The sequence below is a fragment of the Streptomyces sp. NPDC058955 genome (genome assembly GCF_042741435.1).
Classification (GTDB): domain Bacteria; phylum Actinomycetota; class Actinomycetes; order Streptomycetales; family Streptomycetaceae; genus Streptomyces.
Genome location: NZ_JBHYKM010000065.1, coordinates 1 through 24,412 on the forward strand (window position 1 = coordinate 1; position 24,412 = coordinate 24,412).

The following is a 24,412-nucleotide window of genomic DNA, read 5'->3' on the forward strand; positions in this document are numbered from 1 at the left end:
GGGCACAACGGAACGGCACCCTCAGCGGTGCCTCCGCGCCCCGAGCCTGGACCCGCACCCGTACGGAGCCGTACAGCCGGTGCGGGTTCAGGCGCAGAAGCCTAGGCCCGGCGGACGGGCGCCGTTCCGTGTGCCCACCCGTTCCGCCCTGCGGAACGCCTGCCCACACGGAGGGCCGGCGGACGGCGCCGCCCCGAAGACGCGCCCCGCGCGCACCGGGCGTGCAGGGTGGGCACCGCCCTGGCGGGACGCCTGCCCGCAGGGGCGGGGCCTCGGGGGGGTAACTCGGGGCATTGACAGGGTAGTTGGTCTAGGCCAATGTGGCGGCATGCCGAGACCCCGTCTGCGTCACGCCGCCCGCGCCGCACTCGCCGCCCTCGTCCCGCTGGCCCTCCTCGGGGCCGTCGCCGGTCCCGCGCGGGCCGCGACGTGGCCGGAGCCCGTGCCCGTCGTGTCGCGGGTCGAGACCACGGACCCGGTCGTGTTCATCACCATCGACGACGGCTGGTTCCACGACCCCGCCGCCGCGGAGCTGCTGCTCGACCGCCGGGTGCCGGCCTCGCTGTTCCTGCTGCCGGGGGCGTACTCGTACGACTCCGGCTACTTCCACCGGCTGCTCGACCACGGCCGGGTGCGGGTGGAGAACCACACGGTCGGCCACCCGGACCTCACCACGCTCGACGCGGCCGGGCAGCGGGCCGAGGTCTGCGGGGCGCGGGACGCGCACCTCGCGGAGTTCGGCGACGGGCCGCGGCTGCTGCGCCCGCCGTACGGGGCGTACGACGCGACCACCCGGACCACCGCCCGCGCCTGCGGGGCGAAGGCCGTGGTGACGTGGACGTACGACCTGACGACCTGGGGCGGCTGGACGCCGCCGTCGCCGTCCCTGCGGGCCGGCGACATCGTCCTGCTGCACTTCAACGAGACGCTGGAGCAGGACCTGGAGCGGGCCCTGGCCCTCGCCGAGGCGGCCGGGCTCACGCCCGCGCCGCTGCGGGAGTACGTGCCGGAGGGGTAGCGCTACAGGATGACGTGCGGGAGGAAGCGGGCGTACTCGTCGGTGACGGGGCCCGAGGACTCCCGGATGCCGAGTCCCGCGGCCTCGTCCTCGACGACCCACGCGCCGAGCAGCGTGCGGTTGCCGTCGAAGTCGGGGAGCGGGGCGAGGCCCTGGTAGCAGCAGGGTTCGTCGCGCACGGTCGGCGCGCTGCCGGGCTCGTGCAGGGTGACGCCGGCGCCCTCCCGGCCGAGCAGCGGCTTGGCCGCCCAGCCGGTGGTGCCGGCCAGTTCGCGCGGCCCGTCGAGATAGGCGGGCAGCAGGTTGGGGTGGCCGGGGTAGAGCTCCCAGAGGATCGCGAGCAGCGCCTTGTTGGAGAGCAGCATCTTCCAGGCGGGCTCGATCCAGCAGGTGGTGCCGGAGCCGCCGCCGTTGTCCAGGGTGGACAGCACGTGCTTGCCGAAGCGGTCGGTGACCAGCCACTCCCACGGGTAGAGCTTGAAGCAGCTGCGGATGAACCGCAGTTTCTCGTCGACGAAGCGGCGGGAGAGCCGGTCCCAGCCGATCCGCTCCACGGAGAGCGCCTCGGTGGCGAGGCCGGCCTGCTCGGCGGTCTCGCGCAGGTACGCGACCGTCATCAGGTCCTCGCCGAGCTCGTCGCTCTCGGAGTGGGCGAAGTGGACGGGGCCGGGCGGCAGCAGCGGCGCCTGCCGCTTCCAGGCGTCCACCAGGCGCTCGTGGAGCGAGTTCCACTGGTCGGCGCCGGGGAAGCGCTCCTCCATCCAGAACCACTGCGGGCTGGCCGCCTCCACCAGCGAGGTCGGGGTGTCCGCGTTGTACTCCAGCATCTTCGCCGGGCCGGTGCCGTCGTAGACGAGGTCGAAGCGGGCGTAGAGGGAGGGCAGTTCGGCACGCCGGCGCCAGGACTCGGCGACCCGCTCCGCGATCCGCGGGTCGGTGATGCCCAGATCGGCGAAACGGTTCCGCTCGACGATGTGCGCGGCGGCCGCGAGGCACATGGCGTGCAGCTCCTCGACGACCTCCTCCAGCGCCTCGACCTCGGGCAGCGTGAAGGAGTAGTACGCGCTCTCGTCCCAGTACGGGCGCAGCGAACCGTCCGGGTAGCGGGTCAGGGGGTAGACGAGCCCCTGCTCCTCGACCGTCTCCTGCCAGCCCGGGCGGGGTTCGATGGTGTGCCGTTCCATGGTGCCGGTCCGCCCGTCTCAGCCGCCGCTCGACCCGGAGGACGAGCAGCCGAAGCCGCCGGTCTCGACGGCCTTCTTGTCGAAGCTGCCGCCGGTCACGCGCGCGTTGCTGACGCGACCGCCGTAGTAGTAGGCGCCGCGGGCGTTCGAGCCGTCGTCATCGTCGTCGTCCCCGCCGCCGGTGTCGCACCGGTAGCCGGGCAGCTCCTCCAGCGTCACCGGGTCCGCGCACCGGCGGTCGGGTTCGGCGCCGCAGGCGGTGATCGTCGCCGCGAGCACGCCCATCCCGCCGAGCACCACCGTGCTCGACCTGAGCCTCCGCATGTCCCTCGCCCTCCCCTTCGCGTGGCCGCGCACCGTCCTGTGCGCGTGGCGTGTCCGCGCGGCCGTTCGTATGACCGCAGGGCTCGCGACCGCACAGTGTAGGCCGCCGCTTTCCGGCCCCGACACCTAGAGTCGTTTCGTGCTCTTCGGTATGGTTTGCGCGCTCGGATCGGCGCTGTGCTTCGGCGCCGCCACCGTCTTCCAGGCCGCCGCCGCCCGCGCGGCCGAGCCCGGGACGGGCAGCGGGGTGGACGTCGGGCTGCTGTGGCGGGCGCTGCGGCAGTGGCGGTACGTCGTCGGGCTGGGCCTCGACGGCCTCGGCTTCCTCCTGGAGGTCGTGGCCCTGCGCTCCCTCCCCCTGTACGCGGTCGGCGCCGCGCTCGCCGCGAGCCTCGCCGTCACGGCGGCGCTGGCCTCCCGGATGCTCGGGGTGCGGCTGAGCCGGGTGGAGTGGGGCGCGGTGGCGGCGGTCTGCGCGGGGCTCGCCGTGCTGGCGCTCGCGTCGGGCCGGGAGGGGCACCGGCCGGGCCCGCCGGAGCTGCCGTGGGCGCTGCTCGGGATCGCGGCGGGGGTGCTGCTGCTCGGCGCGGCGGCCGGGCGGCTGCCGGACCGGCCGCGGGCGCTGGTGCTCGGCCTCGGGTCCGGGATCGGCTTCGGGGTGGTGGAGGTGGCGGTGCGGCTCCTCGACGGCGTCGATCTCGCGGACCCGGCGCTGTGGGCGCTGCTGCTCGGCGGCGGGGCGGCGTTCCTGCTGCTGACCTCGGCCTTCCAGCGGGGTGCCGTGACGACGGCGACGGCGGGCATGGTCCTGGGCGAGACGCTGGGCCCGGCGGCGGCGGGCGTCGTCTGGCTCGGCGACCGCACCCGCGAGGACCTCGGCTGGCTGGCGGTCACGGGCTTCGCGGTGGCGGTCGCGGCGAGCCTCGCCCTGGCCCGCTTCGGCGAGCCGCCCGCGCCCGCGCCGGAGCGGGCCGGGGAGCGAGCGGCGGCGGACTGACCCTCAGGCGCCGGTGCCCCGCGCCTCCAGGTACTGCTCGAAGGTGACCCGTCCGGTGGCGTGCCCGGGGGCCAGGTGGCCGCCCGCGCGGAAGGCGCGGTAGGCACGGCCGGCCAGCGGGAGGGAGAGGAGGCGGCGGGTGCGGCCGGTGGCGGCGAGGTGGGCGCGGGCCAGATCGGGGAGCGTACGGACCTCGGGGCCGCCGAGGTCGGGGACGCGGCCCGCGGGGGCGCCGGCGGCGAGCCCGGCCAGCCGCTCGGCGACCTCGGTCACCTCCACCGGCTGGTCCGAGACCCCGGCGGGCAGCGGCAGCACCAGCGGGACCTTCGCGGCGGCGTCCAGGACCCGCGCCACCAGGTCGTGGAACTGGGTGGCCCGCAGCACCGTCCAGCCGATCCCGGACGCCTCGACCAGCCGCTCCACCGCGTACTTGGCGCGGTAGTAGCCGAGCGGCACCCGGTCGACGCCGACGATCGAGATGTGGACGAGGTGCCGGACCCCGGCCCGGCGGGCCGCCGCGATCAGGGTGCGGGCGGCGTCCTCGTCCCCGCCGCGCGGGGAGGAGGCGCAGTGGACGACGGTGTCGACGCCGGCCAGGGCCGCGTCGAGCCCGGCCCCGGTCCGCAGGTCCACGGGGTACCGCGGCGAGCGGCGGCTCAGCTCGCGCACGTCGTGCCCGGCGGCGGAGAGCCGGGCGCACAGCGGCCTGCCGAGGGTGCCGGTGGCTCCCGTCACCAGGATCGTCTTGGTCGCCGTCGTCATCTCCGGGCTCCTTTCCCGCGCGGACGCTCCCCGCGGAGCGCCCCTCCCCCGGAGGACCGTCGGGGCCGCCCGGATGTGACAGCCCCCGGCCGCCGGCGCGGGACGCGCTCAGCCGCCCGCTTCCGCGAGGGCGGCGAACTGCCGGGTCGCATAGCCGAGCTTGTCCGGGTTCATCACCATCCGCACGTCGGTGATGCGCCCGTCCGGACGCGTGTCCACCGCGGCGACGCCGATGACCCGGGCGCCGATGTGGAGCACGACGCCGGGCGCGCCGTTGACCTCGGCGACGGTGACCGCGGCGCCCTCCTCGACGCGGCGGACGACGCCGGCGAGGAAGCGGACGACGTGGTCGCGGCCGCGGACCGGGCGGAGGGCGGACCTGACCTTGCCGCCGCCGTCGCCCCACCAGACGACGTCCGCCGCGAGGACCTTCTCCAGGCCCGCGAGGTCGCCCTCGCGGGAGGCGGCGACGAACGACTCGACGAACTCCCGGTGCCGCTCGGGCGCGGGCGGCTCGAAGCGGGCGGCGGCCCCGTCGTCGCCGGGCGCGGCGACCCGCCGGGCGGCCCGGCCGTACAGCTGACGGCAGTTGGCCTCGCCCAGGTCGAGCAGCCCGGCGATCTCCCGGTGCGGGTAGCCGAACGCCTCGCGGAGCACGTACACGGCCCGCTCGGCCGGGGTGAGCCGCTCCAGGAGCAGGAGCAGGGCCATGGAGACGTCGTCGCTCCGCTCGGCGGCCTCCAGCGGTCCCGCGCCGGGCGGTGCGCCGAGCAGGCCGCGGCCGTCCGTGAGGACGGGCTCCGGCAGCCAGGTCCCGGTGTACCGCTCGCGGGTGGCGCGGGCGGAGGTGAGCCGGTTGAGGCACAGGTTGGTGACGACCCTGGTGAGCCAGGCGCCCGGCCGGACCAGGGCGGCCCGGTCGGCTTCGCCCCAGCGCAGATAGGCGTCCTGGACGGTGTCCTCGGCCTCCTCTGCGGACCCGAGCATGCGGTAGGCGAGCCCGAAGAGCCGGGGCCGGTACGCGGTGAACTCCCGTGCGGCGGCCTCCGCGTCGGGCCCGGGACGCTCGTCCGGAGTGGGGTGCGACATCACGCCCCCACCCTGCCAGACCCCCGCCCCGCCGGCCCCCGCCCCGGGGGGTCAGCCGTCCTCCGGTTCCTGCCCCTCGTCGGGGCCGTCGGGGCCGCCGACGCCCTCCAGGACCCGGCAGAGGGCCTGGAGGGCGCCCTGCCAGGCGCTGTCGGGCGGGGTGCCGTAGCCGACGACCAGGCCCTCCAGGGAGCGGGGGACGTCCGGGTGGCGGAACTGGTCGAGGCCCTGGACCGCCAGGGCCTGCCAGGCGGCGGAGCGGAGGGCCGCCTGTTCGGTGCCGGGGGGCAGCGACAGGACCGCGTGCAGGCCGGCGGCGATGCCGCCGACGCGGATGCCGGGCGCGTGCGCGGCGAGCGCGGCGACGAGCTGGTCGCGGCGCTGCCGGTAGCGCAGCCGCATGGCCCGGACGTGCCGGTCGTGCGCGCCGGAGGCGAGGAACTCCGCGAAGGCGAGCTGGTCGGGGGTGCCGCACAGCCAGTCCACCACCCCGCCCTTCGCGGCGGCGACCTCGTCCACCAGCCCCTCGGGCAGGACCATCCAGGCGAGCCGCAGGCCGGGGGCGAGGGACTTGCTGGCGGTGCCGAGGTAGACGACCCGCTCCGGGTCGAGGCCCTGGAGCGCGCCGACGGGCTGCCGGTCGTAGCGGAACTCGCCGTCGTAGTCGTCCTCCAGGACGAACCCGCCGGTCGTCCGCGCCCAGTCGACGACCGCCGCCCGCCGGTCGGGCGGCAGGGCCCCGCCGAGCGGGAACTGGTGGGCGGCGGTCAGCAGCACCGCGTCGGCGTCCGCGCCCAACCCGTCGACGCGGGTGCCGTGTTCGTCGAAGGGCAGTGCCGGGGTGGCGAGGCCAGCGCCGCGCAGCAGCCCCGGGTACATGCCGATGCCGTACGACTCCACCGCCACCGCCCGCGCCCCGCGCGCCCGCAGGACCTGGCCCAGCAGCATCAGGCCGTGCGCGAACCCGGCGCAGACCACGATCCGTTCGGGCCGGGCGTGCACGCCCCGGGCGCGGGCCAGGTACTCGGCGAGGACGGTGCGCAGTTCGGCGCGGCCGCGCGGATCGCCGTACCCGAACGCCTCGTTGGGCGCGGTGGTCAGCGCCCGGCGGTACGCCTTGAGCCATTCCGCGCGCGGGAAGGAGGCGAGGTCCGGGGTGCCGCTCCGGAGGTCGTACGCGGGGGCGGGGGCGCGGCGCCGGAGGGACCGTGCGGCGGGCGGCTGCCACGGGGTGCCGCCGGGGGCGAGCCCGTCCGGCGCCGCGGGCGGGGCGGGGGGCGCCGGGGGTCCGGGGGCGGGCCGGGGCTCGGCGCGGCGGGCGACCCGGGTGCCGGAGCCCTGGCGGGCGGTGAGCCAGCCCTCGGCGACCAGCTCGGCGTACGCGTCGGCGACGGTGTTCCGGGCGACGCCGAGGTCCGCCGCGAGCTGGCGCGAGGACGGCAGCCGGCTGCCGGGCGCCAGGCGGCCGCTGCGCACGGCCTCGCGGAGGGCGTCCATGAGGCCGGCCCGCAGCCGGGTGCCGCGCAGGTCCAGGTGGAGGTCGGCGCCGAAAGTGGCCCAGTCGTTCCGCATGGGAATGGACCATAGCGGCATGCCATCGGCTTCGTACGGTGGCGCCATGACCACCACCGCAGCGCACTCCCCCGCCCCGTCCCTCGCCCACGAGCACACGCCGCGCATGCCGTTCTTCGAGCGGGCGCCCGAGTTCTACCGGGCGATGGTCCGGCTGGAGCAGGAGGCCGCCAAGGGCGTGGACCCGGTGCTGTACCACCTGATCAAGATCCGGGCCTCGCAGATCAACCACTGCGCCTTCTGCCTCGACATGCACACCAAGGACGCCCTCGCCGAGGGCGAGACCGTCGAGCGGGTCGTCCAGCTCGCCGCCTGGCAGGAGTCCCGCCACTTCTACACGGAGCGGGAGCTGGCCGCGATCGCCCTCACCGAGGCGGTCACCGTGCTCACCGACGGCTTCGTCCCCGACGAGGTGTACGCGGCGGCGGCCGAGCACTTCGACGAGGCCGAGCTGGCCCGGGTGATCGGCGCGATCGTCGTCATCAACTCGTGGAACCGGATCGCCGTCACCACCCGCATGGTCCCGGGCCACTACACCCCGCGCGCGCACTGAGAACGCGGGAGCCCCCGGCCGTACCGAGGTACGACCGGGGGCTCCGACGCGTTCAGGCGCGGACGAGGTCTCAGATGAGGCCGAGCTCGCGAACCGCGTCCCGCTCCTCCGACAGCTCCTTGACGGAGGCGTCGATGCGGGCGCGGGAGAAGTCGTTGATCTCCAGGCCCTGGACGATCTCGTACTTGCCGTCCTTGCAGGTGACGGGGAAGGAGGAGATCAGACCCTCCGGGACGCCGTAGGAGCCGTCGGACGGGACGCCCATGGAGGTCCAGTCGCCCTCGGCGGTGCCGTTGACCCACGTGTACACGTGGTCGATGGCGGCGTTGGCGGCCGAGGCGGCGGAGGACGCGCCACGGGCGTCGATGATCGCGGCGCCGCGCTTGGCGACGGTCGGGATGAAGGTGTCGGCCAGCCACGCCTCGTCGTTCACGACGTCGGCGGCGTTCTTGCCGGCGATCTCCGCGTGGAAGATGTCCGGGTACTGGGTGGCGGAGTGGTTGCCCCAGATGGTCAGGCGCTTGATGTCGGTGACCGAGGAGCCGGTCTTCTGGGCCAGCTGCGTCAGCGCGCGGTTGTGGTCCAGGCGGGTCATCGCGGTGAAGCGCTCGGCCGGGACGCCCTTGGCGGCCGACTGGGCGATCAGGGCGTTGGTGTTGGCCGGGTTGCCGACGACGAGGATCTTGACGTCGTCCGCGGCGTGCGCGGCGATGGCCTCGCCCTGCGGCTTGAAGATGCCGCCGTTGGCGGCGAGCAGGTCGCCGCGCTCCATGCCCGGGCCGCGCGGGCGGGCGCCGACGAGCAGGCCGATGTTCGCGCCCTCGAAGCCCTTGTTCGGGTCGTCGAAGATGTCGATGCCCTTGAGCAGCGGGAACGCGCAGTCGTCGAGCTCCATGGCGGTGCCCTCGGCGGCCTTGACGCCCTGCGGGATCTCGAGGAGGCGCAGCTTGACCGGCACGTCCGCGCCGAGCAGGTGGCCGGAGGCGATGCGGAAGAGCAGCGCGTAGCCGATCTGGCCGGCCGCGCCGGTCACGGTGACATTCACGGGAGTGCGGGTCATGGCGATCTCCGTAAGACAAGACAGCTGGCGGTGGGGTTTCCCTGCCCCTGAGGCTGGATATCGCTCACTTGATCGATCGATGTCTCGATGTGAAGAGATATCCGGCGGTCAGGCTATCGGACCCGGGCCCGTGCGCACCCCCACCCCCTTGTGGTGCGGCTCACCTCGCCACGCCGTTTCACTCTCCCGTGCAGCCGTCCTCCCCGCCGGAGAGGCTCGCGCAGGCGCGTACGGCGGCGCCGGAGGCGACCGGGATCATCGTGGTGTACGCGTCGGTGTCGCCGCCCGGGGGGACGTTCGCGACCTGGACGGCGGTCCCGTACTGGACGCTGACCTCGTCCCCCATGGCCGCTCCGGTGATCCGGGCCCAGGCGGCCGCGCAGACCTCGCTGTACCGGACCTCGACGAGGGCGGCGCCGAGCCGGGTGCTGGCGACGGTGGTGGCGAGCGGTCCGCCGCAGCCCATCCGCTCCGGGTCCTGCCCGCCGCAGTCGGCCCCGGTGCAGCTGACCCCGTCGGGGAGGCTGGGGCCGGGCGCGGGCGCGACGGTGGTGGCCGACGGGGTGGGGGCGGCGGCGGGCGGCGCGGCGGAGCCGCCCGGCCCGCCGAGGTCGGCGAGGAGGACGGCGGCGGTGACGACCAGGGCGGCGCCGGCGATCCCGGCGGCGTAGAGCAGCGGGGTGGCCCGCCGGGGCTTGCGGGGCGCGGGCCCCGGGGCGGGCGCGGGCGCGGGCGGTACGACCTTCCGGATGCGCAGGGTCCGGTCGGCGGGCGGCGCGTCCTGCGGGCCCGGCCGCCGGTCCGGTACGCCCTCCGGGCCGCGGGCCCCGTTCCGCATCCCGTCCCGTACCCCTTCCCGGGCCCCTTCCCGCGCCCCGTCCGGGGACGGTCCGGCGTCCGCCGCGTCCGCCACGGCCCGCTCGCGCAGCAGCCGTTTCCAGGCGCGGTCGGCATGCTCCCACCCGGCGGTGAGGGGGCCGAGGTCGGCGCCGGTGATGTCGGAGAGCGCGACGACGGCGCTCCTCGGCACGGACCGGCGGGCGTGGAGGTAGGCGTCCCAGTCGGCCCGGTCGTGTCCGGTGCGTTCGGCGACGGCGACGACGCCGAGGCCGCTGCGGTCGATGACCAGCCGCAGCCGTTCCACGAACGTCCTCACGTCCGGGTCCAGTTCGCCGGACAGCGCCTTCCACGCCGACATGCGCATCCCCCTCGTCGATGTTCCTCGAAGGATGGCAGCTCCCGGGGGCGAGCGGGACCCCGAACGAAGGGTCCGGATGTACCGGAATGGTCACCTCCGTGCCACAGCGGGCGGCCCGAACTTGCCCTTTCATTGGCGCGTACATGACCCTTGATCGCGACGGCGCCCGCCCTCCCACGGGGGAGAGGGCGGGCGTCGTCGTCACGTCCCGGCGCGCGGGCTCAGGTCACCGTCAGATGGAGGATGTCCTCCAGGAACGGGATCTTCAGCCAGGGCTTCGGCTGCACCATGAGCGCGAGCAGCACGATCAGCGAGCCCATCACGCCGTACGTGATCATGTCGGTGAAGCGCGACCGGACCGCGAGCATGCCCACCGAGGGCAGCACCCGCCGCAGCACCGCGCCGAGCAGCAGCGCGGCGCCGACCATCATCGTCCCGACCCGGAAGGACTGCCAGAAGGGATCCGTCCCCACCACGAGCAGCCCCGCCGCCGCCGTCCCCAGCACGAGGAGCAGCGGCCACTGCCGGGCGGGCGCCGGAGCGCCGCCGCCCGCCGCCCGGCCGCCGCCCTCGGGGCGGGCCGTGTCGGTGGTGACGGTCGGCGGCCGGCGCGAACCCCGCACCCGGCGGACCTTCGACACCCGGCCGCGCGGCAGCTCCCGCGGACCGTCAGGGCTCCCGGGGGCGGCCGGGCTCCCCGAGGTCATCTCAGAGCGCCGCGGCCGCGCGCTCCGCGGCCTCGACGACGTTCACGAGCAGCTGCGCGCGGGTCATCGGGCCCACGCCGCCGGGGTTCGGGGAGATCCAGCCGGCCACCTCGGAGACGTCCGGGTGGACGTCGCCGAGGATCTTGCCCTCGGCGTTGCGCGAGACGCCGACGTCGAGGACGGCCGCGCCCGGCTTCACGTCCTCCGGCTTGATCAGGTGCGGCACGCCGGCGGCGGCCACGATGATGTCGGCGTTCCGCAGGTGCGCCGAGAGGTCGCGGGTGCCGGTGTGGCACTGCGTCACGGTGGCGTTCTCGGAACGGCGGGTCAGGATGAGCGGCATCGGGCGCCCGATGGTGACGCCGCGGCCGACGACGACGACCTCGGCGCCGTTGATCTCCACGCCGTGGGCACGGAGCAGGGTGACGATGCCGTTCGGGGTGCAGGGCAGCGGCGCGGGCTCGTTGAGCACCAGCCGGCCGAGGTTGGTCGGGTGCAGGCCGTCGGCGTCCTTCGCCGGGTCCATCAGCTCCAGGACCCGGTTCTCGTCGATGCCCTTCGGCAGCGGCAGCTGGACGATGTAACCAGTGCACGCCGGGTCCTCGTTGAGCTCCCGGACGACCGCCTCGATCTCCTCCTGCGTGGCGGTCCCGGGGAGTTCGCGCTGGATGGAGGCGATGCCGACCTGCGCGCAGTCGCGGTGCTTGCCGGCCACGTACTTCTGGCTGGCCGGGTCGTCGCCGACCAGGACGGTGCCGAGACCGGGCGTGACGCCCTTCTCCTTGAGGGCCGCCACGCGGACGGCGAGTTCGGACTTGATCGCGGCCGCGGTGGCCTTGCCATCGAGAATCTGGGCGCTCATGGGGACATCCTCCCGGATGACCCCCGCCGAGTTCCAATTCGCTCCCTCCCCGCTCCCGCCACGGGTTCCGGCGGGGCCGCGCGGGGCGGAGGGAAGGGTTGCACTTGCACAACTCCGGGGCGTACCGACTGGACAACACCTCGCGGCTCCGACGACGATGACGAGCCAGTGCCGCGGAAAGTGCCGGGGGGAATCCGCTCACGTGCCGTGAAAGTCCCTCCTCGCGGGCCGCGTCCGTCCCCGCACGAGATCTTCACGGAGGAACCCCGATGAGCTTCGGCGACCCGAACAACCCCTACGGCCAGCCGCCGCAGGGCCAGCAGCCGGGCTACGGCTACCCGCAGGCCCCGCAGCAGGGCTACGGCTACCCGGCGGCGCCGGGCGCGCCGTACGGCGCCTACCCGGGCGCCCCGTACGGCGCGCCCGGCATGATGGTCATGCCCGGCACCGTCAAGGCGGCCCGGGTGCTGGTCTGGATCATCGCCATCATCCAGATCCTCGGCGGCATCGCCGTCGCCGCCCTCGCCGGCACCTACGCGAACGAGGCGGGCCTCGACTCCGCCTCGTCCAACGCCGTGACCGGTGTCGTCGTGGGCCTCGCCGTGTTCGCGATCGCCCTCGGCATCTGGGGCATCGTCATCGCCGCCAAGACCGCCAACGGCGGCAACGGCATCCGGGTCTCCGCCATCGTCTACGGCTCGCTGGTCACCCTGGGCGGTGTGGCGAACCTGGCCCAGGGCCAGAACGCCTCGGTGGTCGCCCTGGTGCTCGGCATCCTGATCGTCGTCTTCTTCTCGAAGTCGGACGCCGGCGCCTGGTTCAAGCGCCCCCGCTACTGAACCCCGCGGTAGGTACGCGGTAAGGGGCCGCGGCAACACCCCCACCCCCCCCCACGCCCGCGCCCCCCCGCGCCCCCGCGGGCCGCCGCGGCCGCACGCCAGGCGGACTTCCTCACGGTCGACTCGGCCGGACTCCTCGGCGCCGACGGCTCGGTCACCCTGTCCGGGACCTACCGCTGCCTCGACGACAGCGCCGGCCCGGTCTTCGTCAGCTCCACCCTGCGCCAGCAGGACCGCTCCGCCGGCATCGGCGGCACCCGCGCCGTCTGCGACGGCCTGCTCCGCACCTGGACCAACACCTCGGTGGTGAAGGAGCCCGCCTACCAGCCGGGCGAGGCCCGCGTCGAGGCCACCCTCATGCAGCTCACCCCCGAGGGCGACCTCGGCCTCCCCACCCCCGGCTTCCTCGCCGCGCAGGACGCCCGCGTCACGCTGAACTAGCCGTCCAGGAGGGCCACCAGACCCCTGCGGCCCAGCCGTTCCAGCTCGTCGAGGGCGGCCACGGCCCGCTCGGCCGCCTCCGGATCGGAGACGGCCAGACCGCTCGCCGCGAACTCGTCCTCGTCGAGCCGGAGCACCTCGCTGCCGTCCGCCGACACCCACAGGTCCAGGTCCAGGTCCTCGACCGTCACCCCGGCCGCCCCGAACTCGGCCGGCCGGGTGATGTCGCAGTACCAGCCCTTCAGCACGCCCTCCGCCGACCACACCTCCTTCACGGTGAACCAGCGGTCGGACCAGTAGTGCTCGACGAAGACGTCACCCGGCTCGAAGCGCACGAACCCGAAGTCCCGCACCCCCTCCGCCGCCCACGGCGCCCGCACCGAGCGCCGGGTCGCCGTCTCCGCCAGCACCTCGGCGGGATAGCGGATCTTCAGCCGCCCCGCCTTCCACAGCGCCACCTCAACCGAGCGCCCTGACATAGCGCACCTCCGTCGCCCCGATCGCGTACCCGAACCACTCGTTGATCGCCAGCATCGGCCCGTTCCCCGCGTCGTTCCCGGTGAACGCCTCCGTGCAGCCGGCCGCCCGCGCCCGGTGCAGCGACGCGTTCTTGGCGAGCTTGGCCAGCCCGCGCCCGCGGAAGTCCGGGGCCGTCCCCGTCATGCCCGTCGCATACCGGCCGAGGCCGTCGGTCCGCGCCGCGCTGAACGCCGCCGGCACCCCGTCCACCACCGCCACCACCGTCAGCTCCCGGTCGAACAGGGGGTGGTTCCAGGTGGTCTCCAGCCAGTGCGGGTAGTCGTCCAGCTCCGCCCCCACGTCCCCCGGCTCGTCGGCGGTGGTCACCGCGTCCAGCTCGAAGAGCGGCCGCGGGTCGGCCGCGAACTCCTCGGCCGTCAGCAGCTCCACACCGGCCGGCGGGGCCTGGAGCGGCGGCAGCCCCGCCGTCAGGTCGAGCCGCAGGAAGTGCGCGGTCCGGCTCGCCGTGTACCCTCGCCGCTCGGCGTAGGCGCGGTTCGACGGCTCGTCCACGGCCCAGCCGTACAGCACCGTCGCGCCCCGCTCGGCCAGGTGCTCCTCGGCCGTGCGCACGAGCAGCGTCCCCGCGCCCAGCCCCCGGCGGTCCGGGTGGACGTACACGTTGAGGTAGCCGACCCCGGGCCGCGGGGCGTCGTGGGCGATGCCCACCTGGGCCGTCCCGATCACCTCCCCGTCCTCCGTCACGGCGACGAGCGGCCGGCCGTGGGCCTCGGGATGGGCGTGCGCCCAGTCGAACGCCACCTGCTCGGCGGTGGCCAGCATGAAGGGGACGGCCGCGCGCCGGACGCGGGCGAAGCCCTCGGCGTCCTCGGGCCGTACGTCACGGACGATGACAGTCATGGGGCCGCACGCTACGGCCGGGGCCGCGCCGCCGCCTCCCATTTTCCGGTGGGGTGGGGGCAGAATCGGGTGGGTGACACTGACAATCGCCGTGGACCACCAGTCCACCACCGCCCCCTACGAACAGCTGCGTGCCCAGATCTCGGAGCGCGCCCGGTCGGGCAGACTTCCGGTCGGCTACAAGCTGCCGACGGTCCGGGGACTCGCGGAGCAGCTGGGGCTCGCCGCGAACACGGTCGCCAAGGCGTACAAGGCGCTGGAGTCCGACGGGGTCATCGAGACCCGGGGCCGGCACGGCACCTTCGTCGCGGCGGCCGGTGACGCCGCCAGCCGCAGGGCCGCCTCCGCCGCCGCGCAGTACGCCGAGGAGGCGTACCGCCTGGGGCTCACCCGGGACGAGGCCGAGGCCGCCGTACGGGACGCGCTGAGGGCCGCGTACGACTCCGAGTGACGGCGGACGGTCCGCCGGCGGCGGGTGCCTCCGGCGGACCGCGTCCTCACAGATACAGCCCGGCGGCCGGGGTGCGCTGGTCCGGGAGGTCGGCCGGGGAGGCGCCGCGCCGCAGCGCGAACAGCTCCGCCAGCGTGGCGCCGTCCGCCGGCACCCCGTCCGCGCGGCCCAGCCACGCCACCGACTCGGCCCGGCTGAGCGGACCGACCTCGATCCGCGCCAGGCAGCGGCCGGGGCGCACGATGGCCGGGTGCAGCCGCTCCAGGTCCTCGTTGGTGGTGAGCCCCACCAGCACGTTGCGGCCCTGGCCGAGCAGACCGTCCGTCAGATTGAGCAGCCGGGACAGCGCCTGGCCGGTGGCCTCCTTGGCGCCGCCCCGGATCAGCTCGTCGCAGTCCTCCAGGAGCAGCAGCCGCCAGCGCTCCTTCTCGGTGCCGTCGTCCTCCCCGATGGCGATGTCCATCAGGTACCCGATGTCGTTGAAGAGCCGCTCGGGGTCGAGGACGGTGTCCACCTGGCACCACTCCTGCCAGGACCGGGCCAGCGTGCGCAGCGCGGAGGTCTTGCCGGTGCCGGGCGGGCCGTGCAGCAGCAGGAGCCGTCCGGTGACGTCCTGCGGCGTCAGCTTCATCAGCCGGTCCATCGCCTCGGCGACCGGCGCCGTGTAGTTCGGGCGTGCCTCGTCCCAGGTGTCGGCGCTGATCCGGCGGGTCATCCGGCGCGGGCCGCGCTGCGGCGCCAGGTACCAGAAGCCCATGGTGACGTCCTCGGGCTCCGGCTCGGGCTCGTCCTTGGCGCCGTCGGTGGCCTCGGCGAGGACCCGCGCGGCGAGTTCGGCGTCGGTGGCCGTGACGGTGACGTCGGCGCGGTGCTTCCAGCGGGAGGCGAGGATCGTCCACCCCTCGCCCTCGGCCAGCACCGAGCTGCGGTCCTCCTCCCTGGACCCCCACAGCACCCGGGCGCCGGGCGGCAGCAGCGTCGCGTCGGGCCGCACCCGGTCCAGGCTGAGGCCGTGCGCGTGCGGCTGGGTCCCGGTGGTGAACCGGTCGAGGAAGAGCGCGTCCATGACGTCGCTCGGCGAGTCGCTGTCGTCGAGGTTGACCACGACCGGCAGCGGCTTCCGCGGCCCGGACGGTACGGCGGGGGTGTCTGGCATGCCGCCATGATCCGCCAACCGGCCGGGCCGCGCACCGGGTTTTGCCGGGCTCAGATCCAGTGTCCGCGCACCGCTCCGCGGGCCCGGCGGGCGAGCGCGTACCCCTTGGTGAGGGCCCGGTCGACGGCGAAGTCCCGGCCGAGGGAGGTCCCTTCGAGGAGTCGGGCGAACTGCTCGGCGGTGGTGGAGCGGCGCACGGTCACCCGCTCCAGGGCGTACGGCCCCTGGCGGCGGCGGGCGAGCGCGTTGCCGACCGCGAGCGCCTGGCCGAAGCCGGCCTCCCGGACGGCGGCGCGCACCCGCCGGCTGGAGTAGCCGTACGGGTAGGCGAAGGAGTCCGGCGCGGTGCCGAGCTCCTCGCCGACGAGCTCCCGGCAGCGCAGCGCCTCGAACCGCAGCCGCCGCGCGTCGAGCTGGTCCAGCTGCGGGTGGCTGTGGCTGTGCCCGCCGATCTCGGTGCCGGCGGCGGCCAGTTCGCGCACCTGCTCCCAGCTGAGCATGGTGTCGAGCGCGCCGCCGGTGGTGTGCCGGCCGGGCAGCCAGCCGCTGGTGACGAAGACGGTGCTGGTGAAGGAGTGCCGGGCGAGCACCGGCAGGGCGTACCGGTGCACCCCCTCGTAGCCGTCGTCGAAGGTGACGAGCACGGGCCGCGCGGGCAGTTCGGTCCCGGTCCGCCAGGCGGCGGCGAGCGCGGCGGTGGTGACCGGCGTGAAGCCCCCGGCGGCCACCCTGTCCATCTGCGCGGCGAAGGCCTCGGGCGTCACGGAGAGCCCGAGCGTCGCGGGCGCCGGATCGGGCGCGACCGCGTGGTACATGAGGATCGGCACGGGGGCGGGCGCCGCCCCGGCGGGCGTCCCGCCCGGGCTCGCGCTCACGCGGCCGCCTCCTTCTTCTCCGGGACGGTCTCCCGGGGTGCGTCCTGCGGTGCGATCGGCCCCCAGGAGAAGGTGGGGGAGCCGCCGCGGCGGGCGCGGAGGGTGCCGAGGGCGTAGCCGCCGACGGCGAGCGCCACGCCCGTGACGATGGCCCCGGCGCGGCCGGCGCCGCCGGGGCGGCCGAGCAGGGCGTCCCGCATCCCGCGCAGCACGCCGGCGGGCAGCACCCGGCTGGTGTAGCGCCGTTCGGACTCCAGGCCCTTGCCCGCGCCGACGCTCTGGGCGACGAGTGCCTTGGAGAGGCCCTCGGCGTAGACGCGGGTGCGGAAGTAGGCGAAGCGCTCGCGGACGGCGGGCACCTTGTGGTGGATGACCGCGCGGTCGTCGATGAGCAGGACCGCGCCCGGCACCGCGTTCGCGAGCCGGATGCACAGCTCGGTCTCCTCGCAGCCGAGCGGCCGCCGGTCGCCGTCCCGGCCGATGCCGGTCGCGAAGCCGCCCGCCGCGTCGAAGGCGGAGCGCCGGAAGGAGGCGTTGCCGCCGAGCACGTTGCGGACCCGGACCCGGCCGGGGGGCAGCCCCCGGTAGGTGCAGCCGACGACCCAGTCGAACTCCTCGGGGAACCAGACGGGGCGGCGGCCGGAGGCCCAGGCGGGCAGGGTGCGTCCGCCGACGGCGACGACCTCCGGGTCGGTGTAGCCGGCGGCGAGGTGGCGGAGCCAGTCGTGCTCGGCCACGGCGTCGTCGTCGAGGAAGGCGACGATCTCGCCGCGGGCGGCGGCGATGCCGGTGTTGCGGCCGGCGGAGAGGCCGCGGGGGCCCGCGTTGGCGAGCACCCGCACCTCCCCGTTCCTCCGCGCGTCCGCGTACTCCTCGGTGAGCCGTTCCAGGAGGCGCTCGTTGTGGTCGACGACGAGCAGGGTCTCCAGCGGGGCCGGCGACTGTTTCCGGACGGAGTCGACGGCGGCGAGGATGTCCCCCCACCGCTCCTCCGTGTAGACGCAGATCACCACCGAGAAGCGGAGCGGGGCCGGGCGGTCGCTCAAGAGACCTCTCCCCGGGGGACGTTGACCGAGAAGGCGGCGGGCCGGCGGAGCGCCCGGGCGGCCTTGGGGACGCGCTTCTCGCGGAGGATCACCTTGAGGACCCGGATGCCGTCGCGGACCGCGTTGAGGTTGCTGACGCCGTGGATCCGCAGGTACTCGTGGCTCGGGACCTCCTGCACCTTCAGGCCGGCCTTGACGACCCGGATGTTGATGAGGGTCTCGATCTCGAAGCCGGTGCAGTCGAGGACGATCTTGTCGAGGCAATGTCGCCAGAAGGCGTTGTAGCCGTAGCAGAGGTCGGTGTAGCGGGCGCCGAACTTGCGGTTGACGAGGGCGCAGAGGGCCCAGTTGCCCAGCCGGCGGATACCGGTCATGTCGTCGGTGCCGCCGCCGTTGGCGAAGCGCGAGCCCTTGGCGAAGTCGGCGCCGCCGACCAGGGCGGAGACATAGGAGACGATCTCCTGGCCGTCGGCCGAGCCGTCGGCGTCGACCATGACGATGATGTCGCCGGTGCACGCGGCGAAGCCGCTGATGAGGGCGTCGCCCTTGCCCTTGCCGACCTGTTTGACGACCTTCACGTCGGGGCGCAGTTCGCGGGCCACTTCGACGGTGTTGTCCGTCGAATTTCCGTCGACGAGGACGACTTCGTGAATCCATTCCGGCAGCGACTTGAACACGTACGGAAGATTTTCCGCCTCATTCATCGCGGGAATGACGACGCTCACCGGCGGAGTGATCGCCAGGTGGGACGTGATGGCCCGGTACTGGGCCGCTATTCGACTCGGCTCGGTGAATTCTTGGCCCGTGACGGCCGGGCGCAGGAACGAGCTCATGGTCGGTTTCCCTCTCGTCCGGTGGGCCGCCCACCCCTGGGCAGCCCGGTCGTGTGTCCGGTTCGAAAGGGGGGTTCTCGCCCTCCCCGCACGGAAGCGATCTCCTTGCGGGATAGGCGAGTTGGCATGACTGGCCGCGCGGTACCCGCGACTCGGCGCGCATGACGCACACCGAGCACGGCACCCCCCTACCGCGCCCCGCTCCGGTGCCGCCGGGCCTTCGGCGCTCTCCCCTGAGCGCCTTGCCGATGAACCGATGCGGGTGAGATGTACGACGGTATTGATGAATGGGACTGTATGGCAAGTCCCGCTTGTGCGGCCCGGTTTCTGGCACTTTGGCGAGCGATCGATGGCCGAAAGCGCTGTCTTCTCGATCGGATTTGATCAATCCGTTTTCATGGTGGGAAAGGTGGGGATCCGTCGCACTCCTGTGCAGCGGCGTGCGGTTGTGTCGTGATCTCGTTCGACCAGGAAACGGGACAGGAACTTCCGGTTCCTCAGGTGGCCGAAAACCGTCGACTTCTGAGGCGCCCTCAGTGGCGCCCCGGGACGACTTTTGACATGAACACTTCCGGTGCGGCGGTTCCGATGCTACTTCCTGGTAGCGCAGAGATCCTGCTCCAGGGAGGTTCCATGAAACTGTCGCGATTCGCGGCCTTCGCGTCCTCGCTCCTGCTCGGTTCCGTCCTCGCCCTGACCGGGGCGGGGGCCGCGCAGGCCGCAGAGAGCGCCGCACTCGACTACGTGGCCCTCGGCGACTCGTACTCCTCCGGCGTCGGCGCCGGCAGCTACGACAGCGCCAGCGGCGACTGCAAGCGCTCCACCAAGGCGTACCCGCGCCTCTGGGCCAACGCCAACGCCCCCTCCTCCTTCGCCTTCACCGCCTGTTCCGGCGCCGTCACCACCGACGTCACCACCAAGCAGCTCGCCCCGCTCTCCTCCGCGACCGACCTCGTCTCGCTCACCGTCGGCGGCAACGACGCCGGCTTCGCCGACGTCATGACGACCTGTGTGCTCCAGTCCGAGAGCACCTGCGTCAACCGGGTGAACCAGGCCAAGGCGTACGTGGACTCCACCCTGCCCGCCCGCCTCGACGCGACCTACAACGCCATCCGCGCCAAGGCCCCCGCCGCCCGCGTCGTCGTCCTCGGCTACCCGCGCTTCTACCAGCTGAACGGCAGCTGCGTCGCCGGCCTCAGCGAGACCGAGCGCGCCGCCATCAACGGCGCCTCCGACCACCTCAACGCCGCCCTCGCCAAGCGCGCCGCCGACCACGGCTTCGCCTTCGCCAGTGTCGTCCCGGCCTTCACCGGTCACGAGATCTGCTCGTCCTCCAGCTGGCTGCACAGCGTCAACTGGCTGAACATCGGCGAGTCCTACCACCCGACGGCCAACGGTCAGTCGGGCGGCTACCTGCCCACCTTCAGGAACGCGGCGTAGCGGCGGGTCCCCCGTCCTCCGCACCCGTACCCGCGGCGCCGGGAACGGCAGGAGCGGTGCTCGACGCCCCGCCCCCGCCCGGACCGGCGCCCGCACCCCCGTCCCTGACGGCCTGCCAGACCAGCGCCGCCACGATGACCAGCAGCCCGGCGATCCCGGCGACGATCACCGCCCGCCTGCCGGGGCCCCGCCGCCGCGTCCCGGCGCCCGCGCGCTCCTGCGGACGCGCCCCGCGCACACCACCCGGGCCGTCGTGCTCCCGATGCTCCGACCGCTCCGGTCCGCGCTCCGGCGCCCCACCGGCCCGCACGCCCCCGCGCGGCCCCTCGCCGGCCCCGGCCGTCCGCTCCAGCTCCCGCACGGCCCCGGCGCGCACCCCCGCGTCCGGGTCCGCGAGCCCCGCGGCCACCGGCGCCAGCGGCCCCGACCGCGGATCGGCGACCATCCCGCCGAGCAGCGCGCCCAGCGACCGCAGGTCCTCCTCGGGCCCCGGCGGCGGCGCGTCGGGCGCGGCGTCCGGCGCCGAGGTGCCGGTGGCCACACCGGTCACCACCACCCGCCCGTCGTTGGCCAGCAGCACCCGGTCCGGGCCCAGTTCGCGATAGGGGACACCGGCCTCCCGGGCCGCCCGCAGCGCCGCCAGCACCCCGAGCGCGACCCGCGCGGCCTCCCGGTCCGGCAGCGGCCCGCCGGCCTCCAGGGTCTCCGCCAGCGTCAGCCCCCGGACCAGCTCCATCACGATCCACGGCCGGCCGTGCTCCACGGCCACGTCGTACACCTCTGCCACGCCCGGTCCCGAGATCGCCCGCGCGGCCCGCGCCTCGCGCTCCACGCGCGCGTACAGCAGCCGCTCCGCCGACTCCGGCGTCCCCGGCGGGGCGTGCACCTCCTTGACGGCCACCTCGCGGCCGAGCGCCTCGTCCCGGGCGCGCCAGACGATCCCCGCCGCACCCTCCGCGAGGGCGTCGAGCAGCCGGTAACGGCCCGCGATCAGCGTCATGACCCCACGGTAGCCGCGCCCCCGCCGGGTGGCGACCCACCCGAACGGCCCCCGGTGGCGTAGATCACACAACACGCCGGGGTCATCGGCGGACCGCCGGGGTGCAGGATGGTTCATGACGGTTCGGCAGGTGTTCGAACCCTGTCCAACTCGCCCTGGAATCAGATGGATTCGTAGAGTGACCGTCAACCCCCGTACGAGTGCAGTGAATCCCGTCGGCGGGATACACGCGTGTCACTGTGGGGCGATAGGGTTAACCTGCCCGGGCCGGGTGCCCTCGTACGGGTGGGGAGTGACATGGAACAGATAACGATGCGCAGCAGGCCGCGTGTGCCTGCCATCACCTGCGGGAGCAGCGCGACCAGTTCGCGCCTCGACCGCCATCTCGCGGTGCTCGGCGGTCCCGCCGTGCCCCAGCGCGAGGTGGCCGAGGCGACCCTGCTCATGCGGGAACTGACGACGCGTCGCCACGAGACGCCGGTCCAGAGCCCGCACGTCGGCCGGACGCGGGTCTCGCTCTTCGCCCCGCTCCGCCGCCTGCGCCGCACCCTCTTCGGCGCCCACCACTAGCCCTCCGCCGCACACCCGCACGCCGAGAGCGCCGGACGCGTCCCCGCCCGTCCGGCGCTTCGTCGTACCCGCCCGCCCTCCCGGTCAGGCGATCACGCCGGCCGCCCGCAGCTCCTTCACCTCCGCCGCCGGGACGCCCAGGCCCGCGAGGACCGCGTCCGTGTGCTCGCCCAGGGCCGGGACGCGGCCCATCGGCGCCTCCGGGGTGCCGGGGAAGCCGACCGGCGGCAGCAGCGACGGCAGGGGGCCGACGGGCGAGTCCACCGGGCGCCAGCGGTCCCGGGCCGCCAGCTGCGGATGGCGCACCAGCTCCGCCACCGTGTTGAGCCGCGCGCAGGCGATGCCGGCCGCGTCCAGGCGCCGTACCGCCTCCTCCGCCGGCAGCGCGCCGAGCGCCGCCCCGACCGCCGCGTCCGTCGCGGCCCGCCCGGCGACCCGGGCGGCGTTGGTGGCGAAGTCCGGGTCGACGGCGAGTTCCGGCCGCTCCAGCACCCGCTCGGCGAGCCGCCGCCACTCGCGGTCGTTCTGCACCGAGAGCAGCACCAGGCCGCCGTCCGCCGTCGGATAGGCGTCGTAGGGCGCGATCACCGCATGGGCGAGCCCCGTGCGCGCCGGGGCCGTACCTCCGTGCGCCCCGTGGTGCAGCGGATGTCCCATCCATTCGGCGAGCGCGTCGAAGAGCGAGACCTCCACGGGTCCGCCGAGGCCGGTCCTGCCGCGCCGGACGAGGGCGGCGAGGACGCCCGAGTACGCGTACATCCCGGCCGCGATGTCGGCGGCCGGGATGCCGGACTTGACGGGCTGTCCGGGGGTGCCGGTGACCGAGACGAGCCCGGTCTCGCACTGCACGAGCATGTCGTACGCCCTCCGGTGCGCGTACGGGCCGTCCGGTCCGTACCCGGAGATGTCCACGGCGACCAGCCGCGGGTGCGCGGCGCAGAGGGCGGCCGCGTCGAGGCCGAGCCGGGCCGCCGCCCCGTGCGCCAGGTTCTGCACGAAGACGTCGGCGTCCGCCACCAGCCGCCCCACCAGCTCCCGCCCGCGCGGCTCCTTCAGGTCGACGGCGACGGACTCCTTGCCGCGGTTGCACCAGACGAAGTGCGAGGCCAGGCCGCGGGCCGCGGTGTCGTAGCCGCGGGCGAAGTCGCCGCCGTCGGGGCGCTCGACCTTGACCACCCGGGCGCCGAGGTCGGCGAGCTGGCGGGTGGCGAAGGGCGCGGCGACGGCCTGCTCGACGGAGACGACCGTGATCCCGTCCAGGGGGAGTGGCTGAGTGCTCATGCCCGTCTGCCTACCGCGCCCGGCCGGGCCCTGTCATCAGGAGCCGGCTCACACCGCCCGCTCAGCGGCGCCCGTACCGGCGGACGGCGAGCGGTGCGAGGACCGCGATCAGCCCGAGGGACCACAGCAGCGAGCCCGCCACCGGATGGGCCACCGGCCAGGCGGCGCCGTCCGGCACGGGGGCGTTGCCGAAGAGTGCGCGCACGGCGGTGGTGACGGCGGAGATCGGGTTCCACTCGGCGACCGTGCGCAGCCAGCCCGGCATGCCGTCGGTCGGGATGTAGGCGTTGGAGAGCAGCGGCAGCATGAAGGTGGCGCTGCCGAGCTGACCGGCCGCCTCCTCGCTCTCGGAGGCGAGGCCGAGCAGGATCCCCGCCCAGGTCGTGGCGAGGCGGAAGAGCAGCAGCAGACCGAAGGCGCCCAGCGCTTCGAGCGCGCTCCCCTCGATCCGCCAGCCCATGGCGAACCCCACCAGGACCAGCGGGACCGTGCCGACGGCGCAGACGAGGAGGTCGGCGACGGCCTGCCCGAGCGGCACGGCGGCGCGCCCGACCGGGAGGGTCAGGAAGCGGTCCGTGACGCCCCGGTGGGTGTCCTGGGCGGCCTGGAACATGCCGGTCATCAGCCCGCCGGCGGCGGTCGCGACCAGCAGGCCCGGCACGAGGAAGGAGCGGTACTCGGCGCCGGGCATGGCGAGGGCGCCGCCGAGGACGTAGCCGAAGAAGAGCAGGAAGACGATCGGCATCGTCTGGGACATCACGGTGAGGGCGGGGGCGTGCCGGATCCGCCGGAGGTTGCGGCCGACCAGGGCGGCGCCTTCGAGGGCGAGCGCGTTCACGCGGCGGTCTCCTTCCGTCCGGTGAGGCGCAGGAACACCTCGTCGAGGGTGGGCGGACGCAGCGAGGCGTCGACGATGTGGATCCCGGCGGCGTCGATCTCGCGGACCAGCCGGGGGAGGGTGAGCGAGGGGTCGGTGGTGACCGCGCCGACCGTGCGGCGCTCGGCGTCCAGGACCGGCGCCGAGCCGGTCAGCCGGTCCAGGACCGCCGCGGCGGGCTCCAGCGGTCCGGGCCCGGCGAGGACGACCTCGGCCCGGCTGCCGACGAGCGCCTTCAGCTCGGCGGGGGTGCCCCGGTGGGCGGCCCGGCCCTCCTCGATCAGCACGATGTCGTCGGCGAGCCGGTCGGCCTCCTCCAGGTACTGGGTGGTGAGCACCACGGTGGTGCCCTGCGCCGCGAGTCCCCGGACGGTGTCCCAGACGGCGCCCCGGCTGCGCGGGTCGAGGCCGGTGGTCGGCTCGTCGAGGAAGAGGACCGAGGGGCGGGCCAGCAGGCTCGCCGCGAGGTCGAGGCGGCGCCGCATGCCGCCGGAGTAGGTGCGGGCGAGCCGGTCCCCGGCCGCGGCGAGCCCGAACTCCTCCAGGAGTTCGTCGGCGCGGGCGCGCGGGAGCCGCAGGAGCCGGGCGAAGAGGCGCAGGTTCTCCGCGCCGGTGAGGTCGCCGTCGACGGAGGCGTACTGGCCGGTGACGGCGATCCGCCGGCGGACCCCCGCCGGGTCGCGGACCAGGTCGTGGCCGGCGACGCGGGCGCTCCCCGCGTCCGGGGCGAGCAGTGTGGTGAGGATCCGGACGGCGGTGGTCTTGCCGGCGCCGTTGGGGCCGAGGAGACCGCAGACCGTGCCCTCGGGGACCGCGAGATCGAGCCCGCGCAGCGCGTGGACCTCGCCGTACCGCTTCTCCAGACCCTCACTAAGTACAGCGTACGTAGTTGTCATG

26 protein-coding genes and 1 pseudogene are annotated in these 24,412 nt (G+C 74.8%); 8 read left to right on the plus strand and 19 right to left on the minus strand.

Annotated elements, in window-relative coordinates; all coding sequences use genetic code 11:
• Window positions 1-328 precede the first annotated feature (328 nt).
• Entirely contained in the window at window positions 329-1,018 is a 690-nt protein-coding gene (locus tag ACFW1I_RS23315; protein ID WP_384673060.1) for a polysaccharide deacetylase family protein, read from the plus strand.
• Window positions 1,019-1,020: 2 nt separating this feature from the next.
• Here ACFW1I_RS23315 and ACFW1I_RS23320 read toward each other — a convergent pair whose 3' ends face one another.
• Both ACFW1I_RS23320 and ACFW1I_RS23325 read right to left on the minus strand, forming a co-directional pair.
• Window positions 1,021-2,202, minus strand: a complete 1,182-nt coding sequence (locus ACFW1I_RS23320; RefSeq protein WP_384673062.1) for a glutathionylspermidine synthase family protein — start codon at window positions 2,200-2,202, stop codon at window positions 1,021-1,023.
• A gap of 18 nt (window positions 2,203-2,220) precedes the next feature.
• The gene (locus ACFW1I_RS23325) at window positions 2,221-2,526 is read right to left on the minus strand and encodes a hypothetical protein (protein ID WP_384673065.1); all 306 of its coding nucleotides are present in this window, start codon (window positions 2,524-2,526) and stop codon (window positions 2,221-2,223) included.
• A 151-nt stretch (window positions 2,527-2,677) separates the two neighbouring features.
• On the opposite strand from ACFW1I_RS23325, the gene ACFW1I_RS23330 reads away from it, so the two are divergent.
• Window positions 2,678-3,523 carry a hypothetical protein gene (locus tag ACFW1I_RS23330; protein ID WP_384673149.1) on the plus strand — a complete coding sequence of 282 codons (846 nt, stop codon included), beginning with the start codon at window positions 2,678-2,680 and terminating at the stop codon, window positions 3,521-3,523.
• A gap of 3 nt (window positions 3,524-3,526) precedes the next feature.
• Here the strand turns inward: ACFW1I_RS23330 and ACFW1I_RS23335 are convergent, their stop codons facing one another.
• The 3 genes from ACFW1I_RS23335 to ACFW1I_RS23345 form a co-directional block, all read right to left on the minus strand.
• The gene (locus ACFW1I_RS23335) at window positions 3,527-4,285 is read right to left on the minus strand and encodes an SDR family oxidoreductase (protein WP_384673068.1); all 759 of its coding nucleotides are present in this window, start codon (window positions 4,283-4,285) and stop codon (window positions 3,527-3,529) included.
• A gap of 108 nt (window positions 4,286-4,393) precedes the next feature.
• Complete coding sequence (locus ACFW1I_RS23340; protein WP_384673071.1) at window positions 4,394-5,374, minus strand: RNA polymerase sigma-70 factor; 981 nt, start codon at window positions 5,372-5,374, stop codon at window positions 4,394-4,396.
• Between the two features lie 51 nt (window positions 5,375-5,425).
• On the minus strand, window positions 5,426-6,946 hold the full coding sequence (locus ACFW1I_RS23345; protein ID WP_384673073.1) for a PLP-dependent aminotransferase family protein: 1,521 nt from the start codon (window positions 6,944-6,946) through the stop codon (window positions 5,426-5,428).
• 46 nt (window positions 6,947-6,992) lie between these two features.
• Between ACFW1I_RS23345 and ACFW1I_RS23350 the strand changes: the two genes are divergently transcribed.
• Window positions 6,993-7,499: a carboxymuconolactone decarboxylase family protein gene (locus ACFW1I_RS23350; protein WP_384673075.1), complete on the plus strand. Its 507-nt coding sequence runs from the start codon at window positions 6,993-6,995 to the stop codon at window positions 7,497-7,499.
• A 70-nt stretch (window positions 7,500-7,569) separates the two neighbouring features.
• On the opposite strand, the gene ACFW1I_RS23355 is transcribed toward ACFW1I_RS23350, so the two are convergent.
• The 4 genes from ACFW1I_RS23355 to ACFW1I_RS23370 form a co-directional block, all read right to left on the minus strand.
• On the minus strand, window positions 7,570-8,559 hold the full coding sequence (locus ACFW1I_RS23355; RefSeq protein ID WP_359176217.1) for a malate dehydrogenase: 990 nt from the start codon (window positions 8,557-8,559) through the stop codon (window positions 7,570-7,572).
• Window positions 8,560-8,737: 178 nt separating this feature from the next.
• Window positions 8,738-9,757: a DUF2690 domain-containing protein gene (locus ACFW1I_RS23360; RefSeq protein ID WP_384673078.1), complete on the minus strand. Its 1,020-nt coding sequence runs from the start codon at window positions 9,755-9,757 to the stop codon at window positions 8,738-8,740.
• 221 nt (window positions 9,758-9,978) lie between these two features.
• Window positions 9,979-10,464, minus strand: coding sequence for a DUF3017 domain-containing protein (locus ACFW1I_RS23365; RefSeq protein ID WP_384673080.1), 486 nt, complete (start codon window positions 10,462-10,464; stop codon window positions 9,979-9,981).
• Window position 10,465: 1 nt separating this feature from the next.
• Complete coding sequence (locus tag ACFW1I_RS23370) at window positions 10,466-11,326, minus strand: bifunctional methylenetetrahydrofolate dehydrogenase/methenyltetrahydrofolate cyclohydrolase (RefSeq protein ID WP_384673083.1); 861 nt, start codon at window positions 11,324-11,326, stop codon at window positions 10,466-10,468.
• A gap of 269 nt (window positions 11,327-11,595) precedes the next feature.
• Here ACFW1I_RS23370 and ACFW1I_RS23375 point away from each other — a divergent pair, with 269 nt between their 5' ends.
• Window positions 11,596-12,165: a hypothetical protein gene (locus ACFW1I_RS23375; protein WP_384673086.1), complete on the plus strand. Its 570-nt coding sequence runs from the start codon at window positions 11,596-11,598 to the stop codon at window positions 12,163-12,165.
• 117 nt (window positions 12,166-12,282) lie between these two features.
• Window positions 12,283-12,606, plus strand: a pseudogene (locus ACFW1I_RS23380) (DUF6299 family protein); the annotation flags it as partial.
• On the opposite strand, the gene ACFW1I_RS23385 reads toward ACFW1I_RS23380, so the two are convergent.
• Window positions 12,603-13,085: a DUF402 domain-containing protein gene (locus ACFW1I_RS23385; protein ID WP_384673088.1), complete on the minus strand. Its 483-nt coding sequence runs from the start codon at window positions 13,083-13,085 to the stop codon at window positions 12,603-12,605. The pseudogene ACFW1I_RS23380 and the gene ACFW1I_RS23385 sit on opposite strands and share 4 nt — an antisense overlap.
• Window positions 13,066-13,986, minus strand: a complete 921-nt coding sequence (locus ACFW1I_RS23390; protein ID WP_384673090.1) for a GNAT family N-acetyltransferase — start codon at window positions 13,984-13,986, stop codon at window positions 13,066-13,068. Before ACFW1I_RS23390 ends, ACFW1I_RS23385 begins: the two co-directional genes overlap by 20 nt.
• A gap of 73 nt (window positions 13,987-14,059) precedes the next feature.
• On the opposite strand from ACFW1I_RS23390, the gene ACFW1I_RS23395 reads away from it, so the two are divergent.
• Window positions 14,060-14,437, plus strand: a complete 378-nt coding sequence (locus ACFW1I_RS23395) for a GntR family transcriptional regulator (RefSeq protein WP_189953319.1) — start codon at window positions 14,060-14,062, stop codon at window positions 14,435-14,437.
• A gap of 46 nt (window positions 14,438-14,483) precedes the next feature.
• Here the strand turns inward: ACFW1I_RS23395 and ACFW1I_RS23400 are convergent, their stop codons facing one another.
• From ACFW1I_RS23400 to ACFW1I_RS23415, 4 genes are read right to left on the minus strand one after another with little or no spacing between them, the layout of a single operon-like run.
• The gene (locus tag ACFW1I_RS23400; RefSeq protein WP_384673093.1) at window positions 14,484-15,593 is read right to left on the minus strand and encodes a DUF5925 domain-containing protein; all 1,110 of its coding nucleotides are present in this window, start codon (window positions 15,591-15,593) and stop codon (window positions 14,484-14,486) included.
• 50 nt (window positions 15,594-15,643) lie between these two features.
• Complete coding sequence (locus ACFW1I_RS23405) at window positions 15,644-16,408, minus strand: polysaccharide deacetylase family protein (protein WP_384673151.1); 765 nt, start codon at window positions 16,406-16,408, stop codon at window positions 15,644-15,646.
• 56 nt (window positions 16,409-16,464) lie between these two features.
• Window positions 16,465-17,514 (minus strand): glycosyltransferase family 2 protein, encoded by a 1,050-nt coding sequence (locus tag ACFW1I_RS23410; RefSeq protein WP_384673096.1) that lies wholly within the window; start codon window positions 17,512-17,514, stop codon window positions 16,465-16,467.
• Window positions 17,511-18,347, minus strand: a complete 837-nt coding sequence (locus ACFW1I_RS23415) for a glycosyltransferase family 2 protein (RefSeq protein ID WP_319007946.1) — start codon at window positions 18,345-18,347, stop codon at window positions 17,511-17,513. Before ACFW1I_RS23415 ends, ACFW1I_RS23410 begins: the two co-directional genes overlap by 4 nt.
• A 633-nt stretch (window positions 18,348-18,980) precedes the next feature.
• Here ACFW1I_RS23415 and ACFW1I_RS23420 point away from each other — a divergent pair.
• Window positions 18,981-19,787: an SGNH/GDSL hydrolase family protein gene (locus ACFW1I_RS23420; protein ID WP_384673099.1), complete on the plus strand. Its 807-nt coding sequence runs from the start codon at window positions 18,981-18,983 to the stop codon at window positions 19,785-19,787.
• Here the strand turns inward: ACFW1I_RS23420 and ACFW1I_RS23425 are convergent.
• A complete protein-coding gene (locus ACFW1I_RS23425) occupies window positions 19,771-20,787 on the minus strand; it encodes a protein kinase (protein ID WP_384673101.1) in 1,017 nt (338 codons plus the stop codon). The two genes, ACFW1I_RS23420 and ACFW1I_RS23425, sit on opposite strands and share 17 nt — an antisense overlap.
• 297 nt (window positions 20,788-21,084) lie before the next feature.
• Between ACFW1I_RS23425 and ACFW1I_RS23430 the strand changes: the two genes are divergently transcribed.
• Entirely contained in the window at window positions 21,085-21,357 is a 273-nt protein-coding gene (locus ACFW1I_RS23430) for a hypothetical protein (RefSeq protein WP_384673103.1), read from the plus strand.
• Window positions 21,358-21,441: 84 nt separating this feature from the next.
• On the opposite strand, the gene ACFW1I_RS23435 is transcribed toward ACFW1I_RS23430, so the two are convergent.
• From ACFW1I_RS23435 to ACFW1I_RS23445, 3 genes are all read right to left on the minus strand, one after another.
• The gene (locus tag ACFW1I_RS23435) at window positions 21,442-22,638 is read right to left on the minus strand and encodes a CaiB/BaiF CoA transferase family protein (RefSeq protein WP_384673105.1); all 1,197 of its coding nucleotides are present in this window, start codon (window positions 22,636-22,638) and stop codon (window positions 21,442-21,444) included.
• A gap of 61 nt (window positions 22,639-22,699) precedes the next feature.
• Window positions 22,700-23,476, minus strand: coding sequence for an ABC transporter permease (locus ACFW1I_RS23440; protein WP_384673108.1), 777 nt, complete (start codon window positions 23,474-23,476; stop codon window positions 22,700-22,702).
• Window positions 23,473-24,411: an ATP-binding cassette domain-containing protein gene (locus ACFW1I_RS23445; protein WP_384673111.1), complete on the minus strand. Its 939-nt coding sequence runs from the start codon at window positions 24,409-24,411 to the stop codon at window positions 23,473-23,475. The genes ACFW1I_RS23440 and ACFW1I_RS23445 overlap by 4 nt, the downstream gene beginning before the upstream one ends.
• Between the last annotated feature and the right edge of the window lies 1 nt (window position 24,412).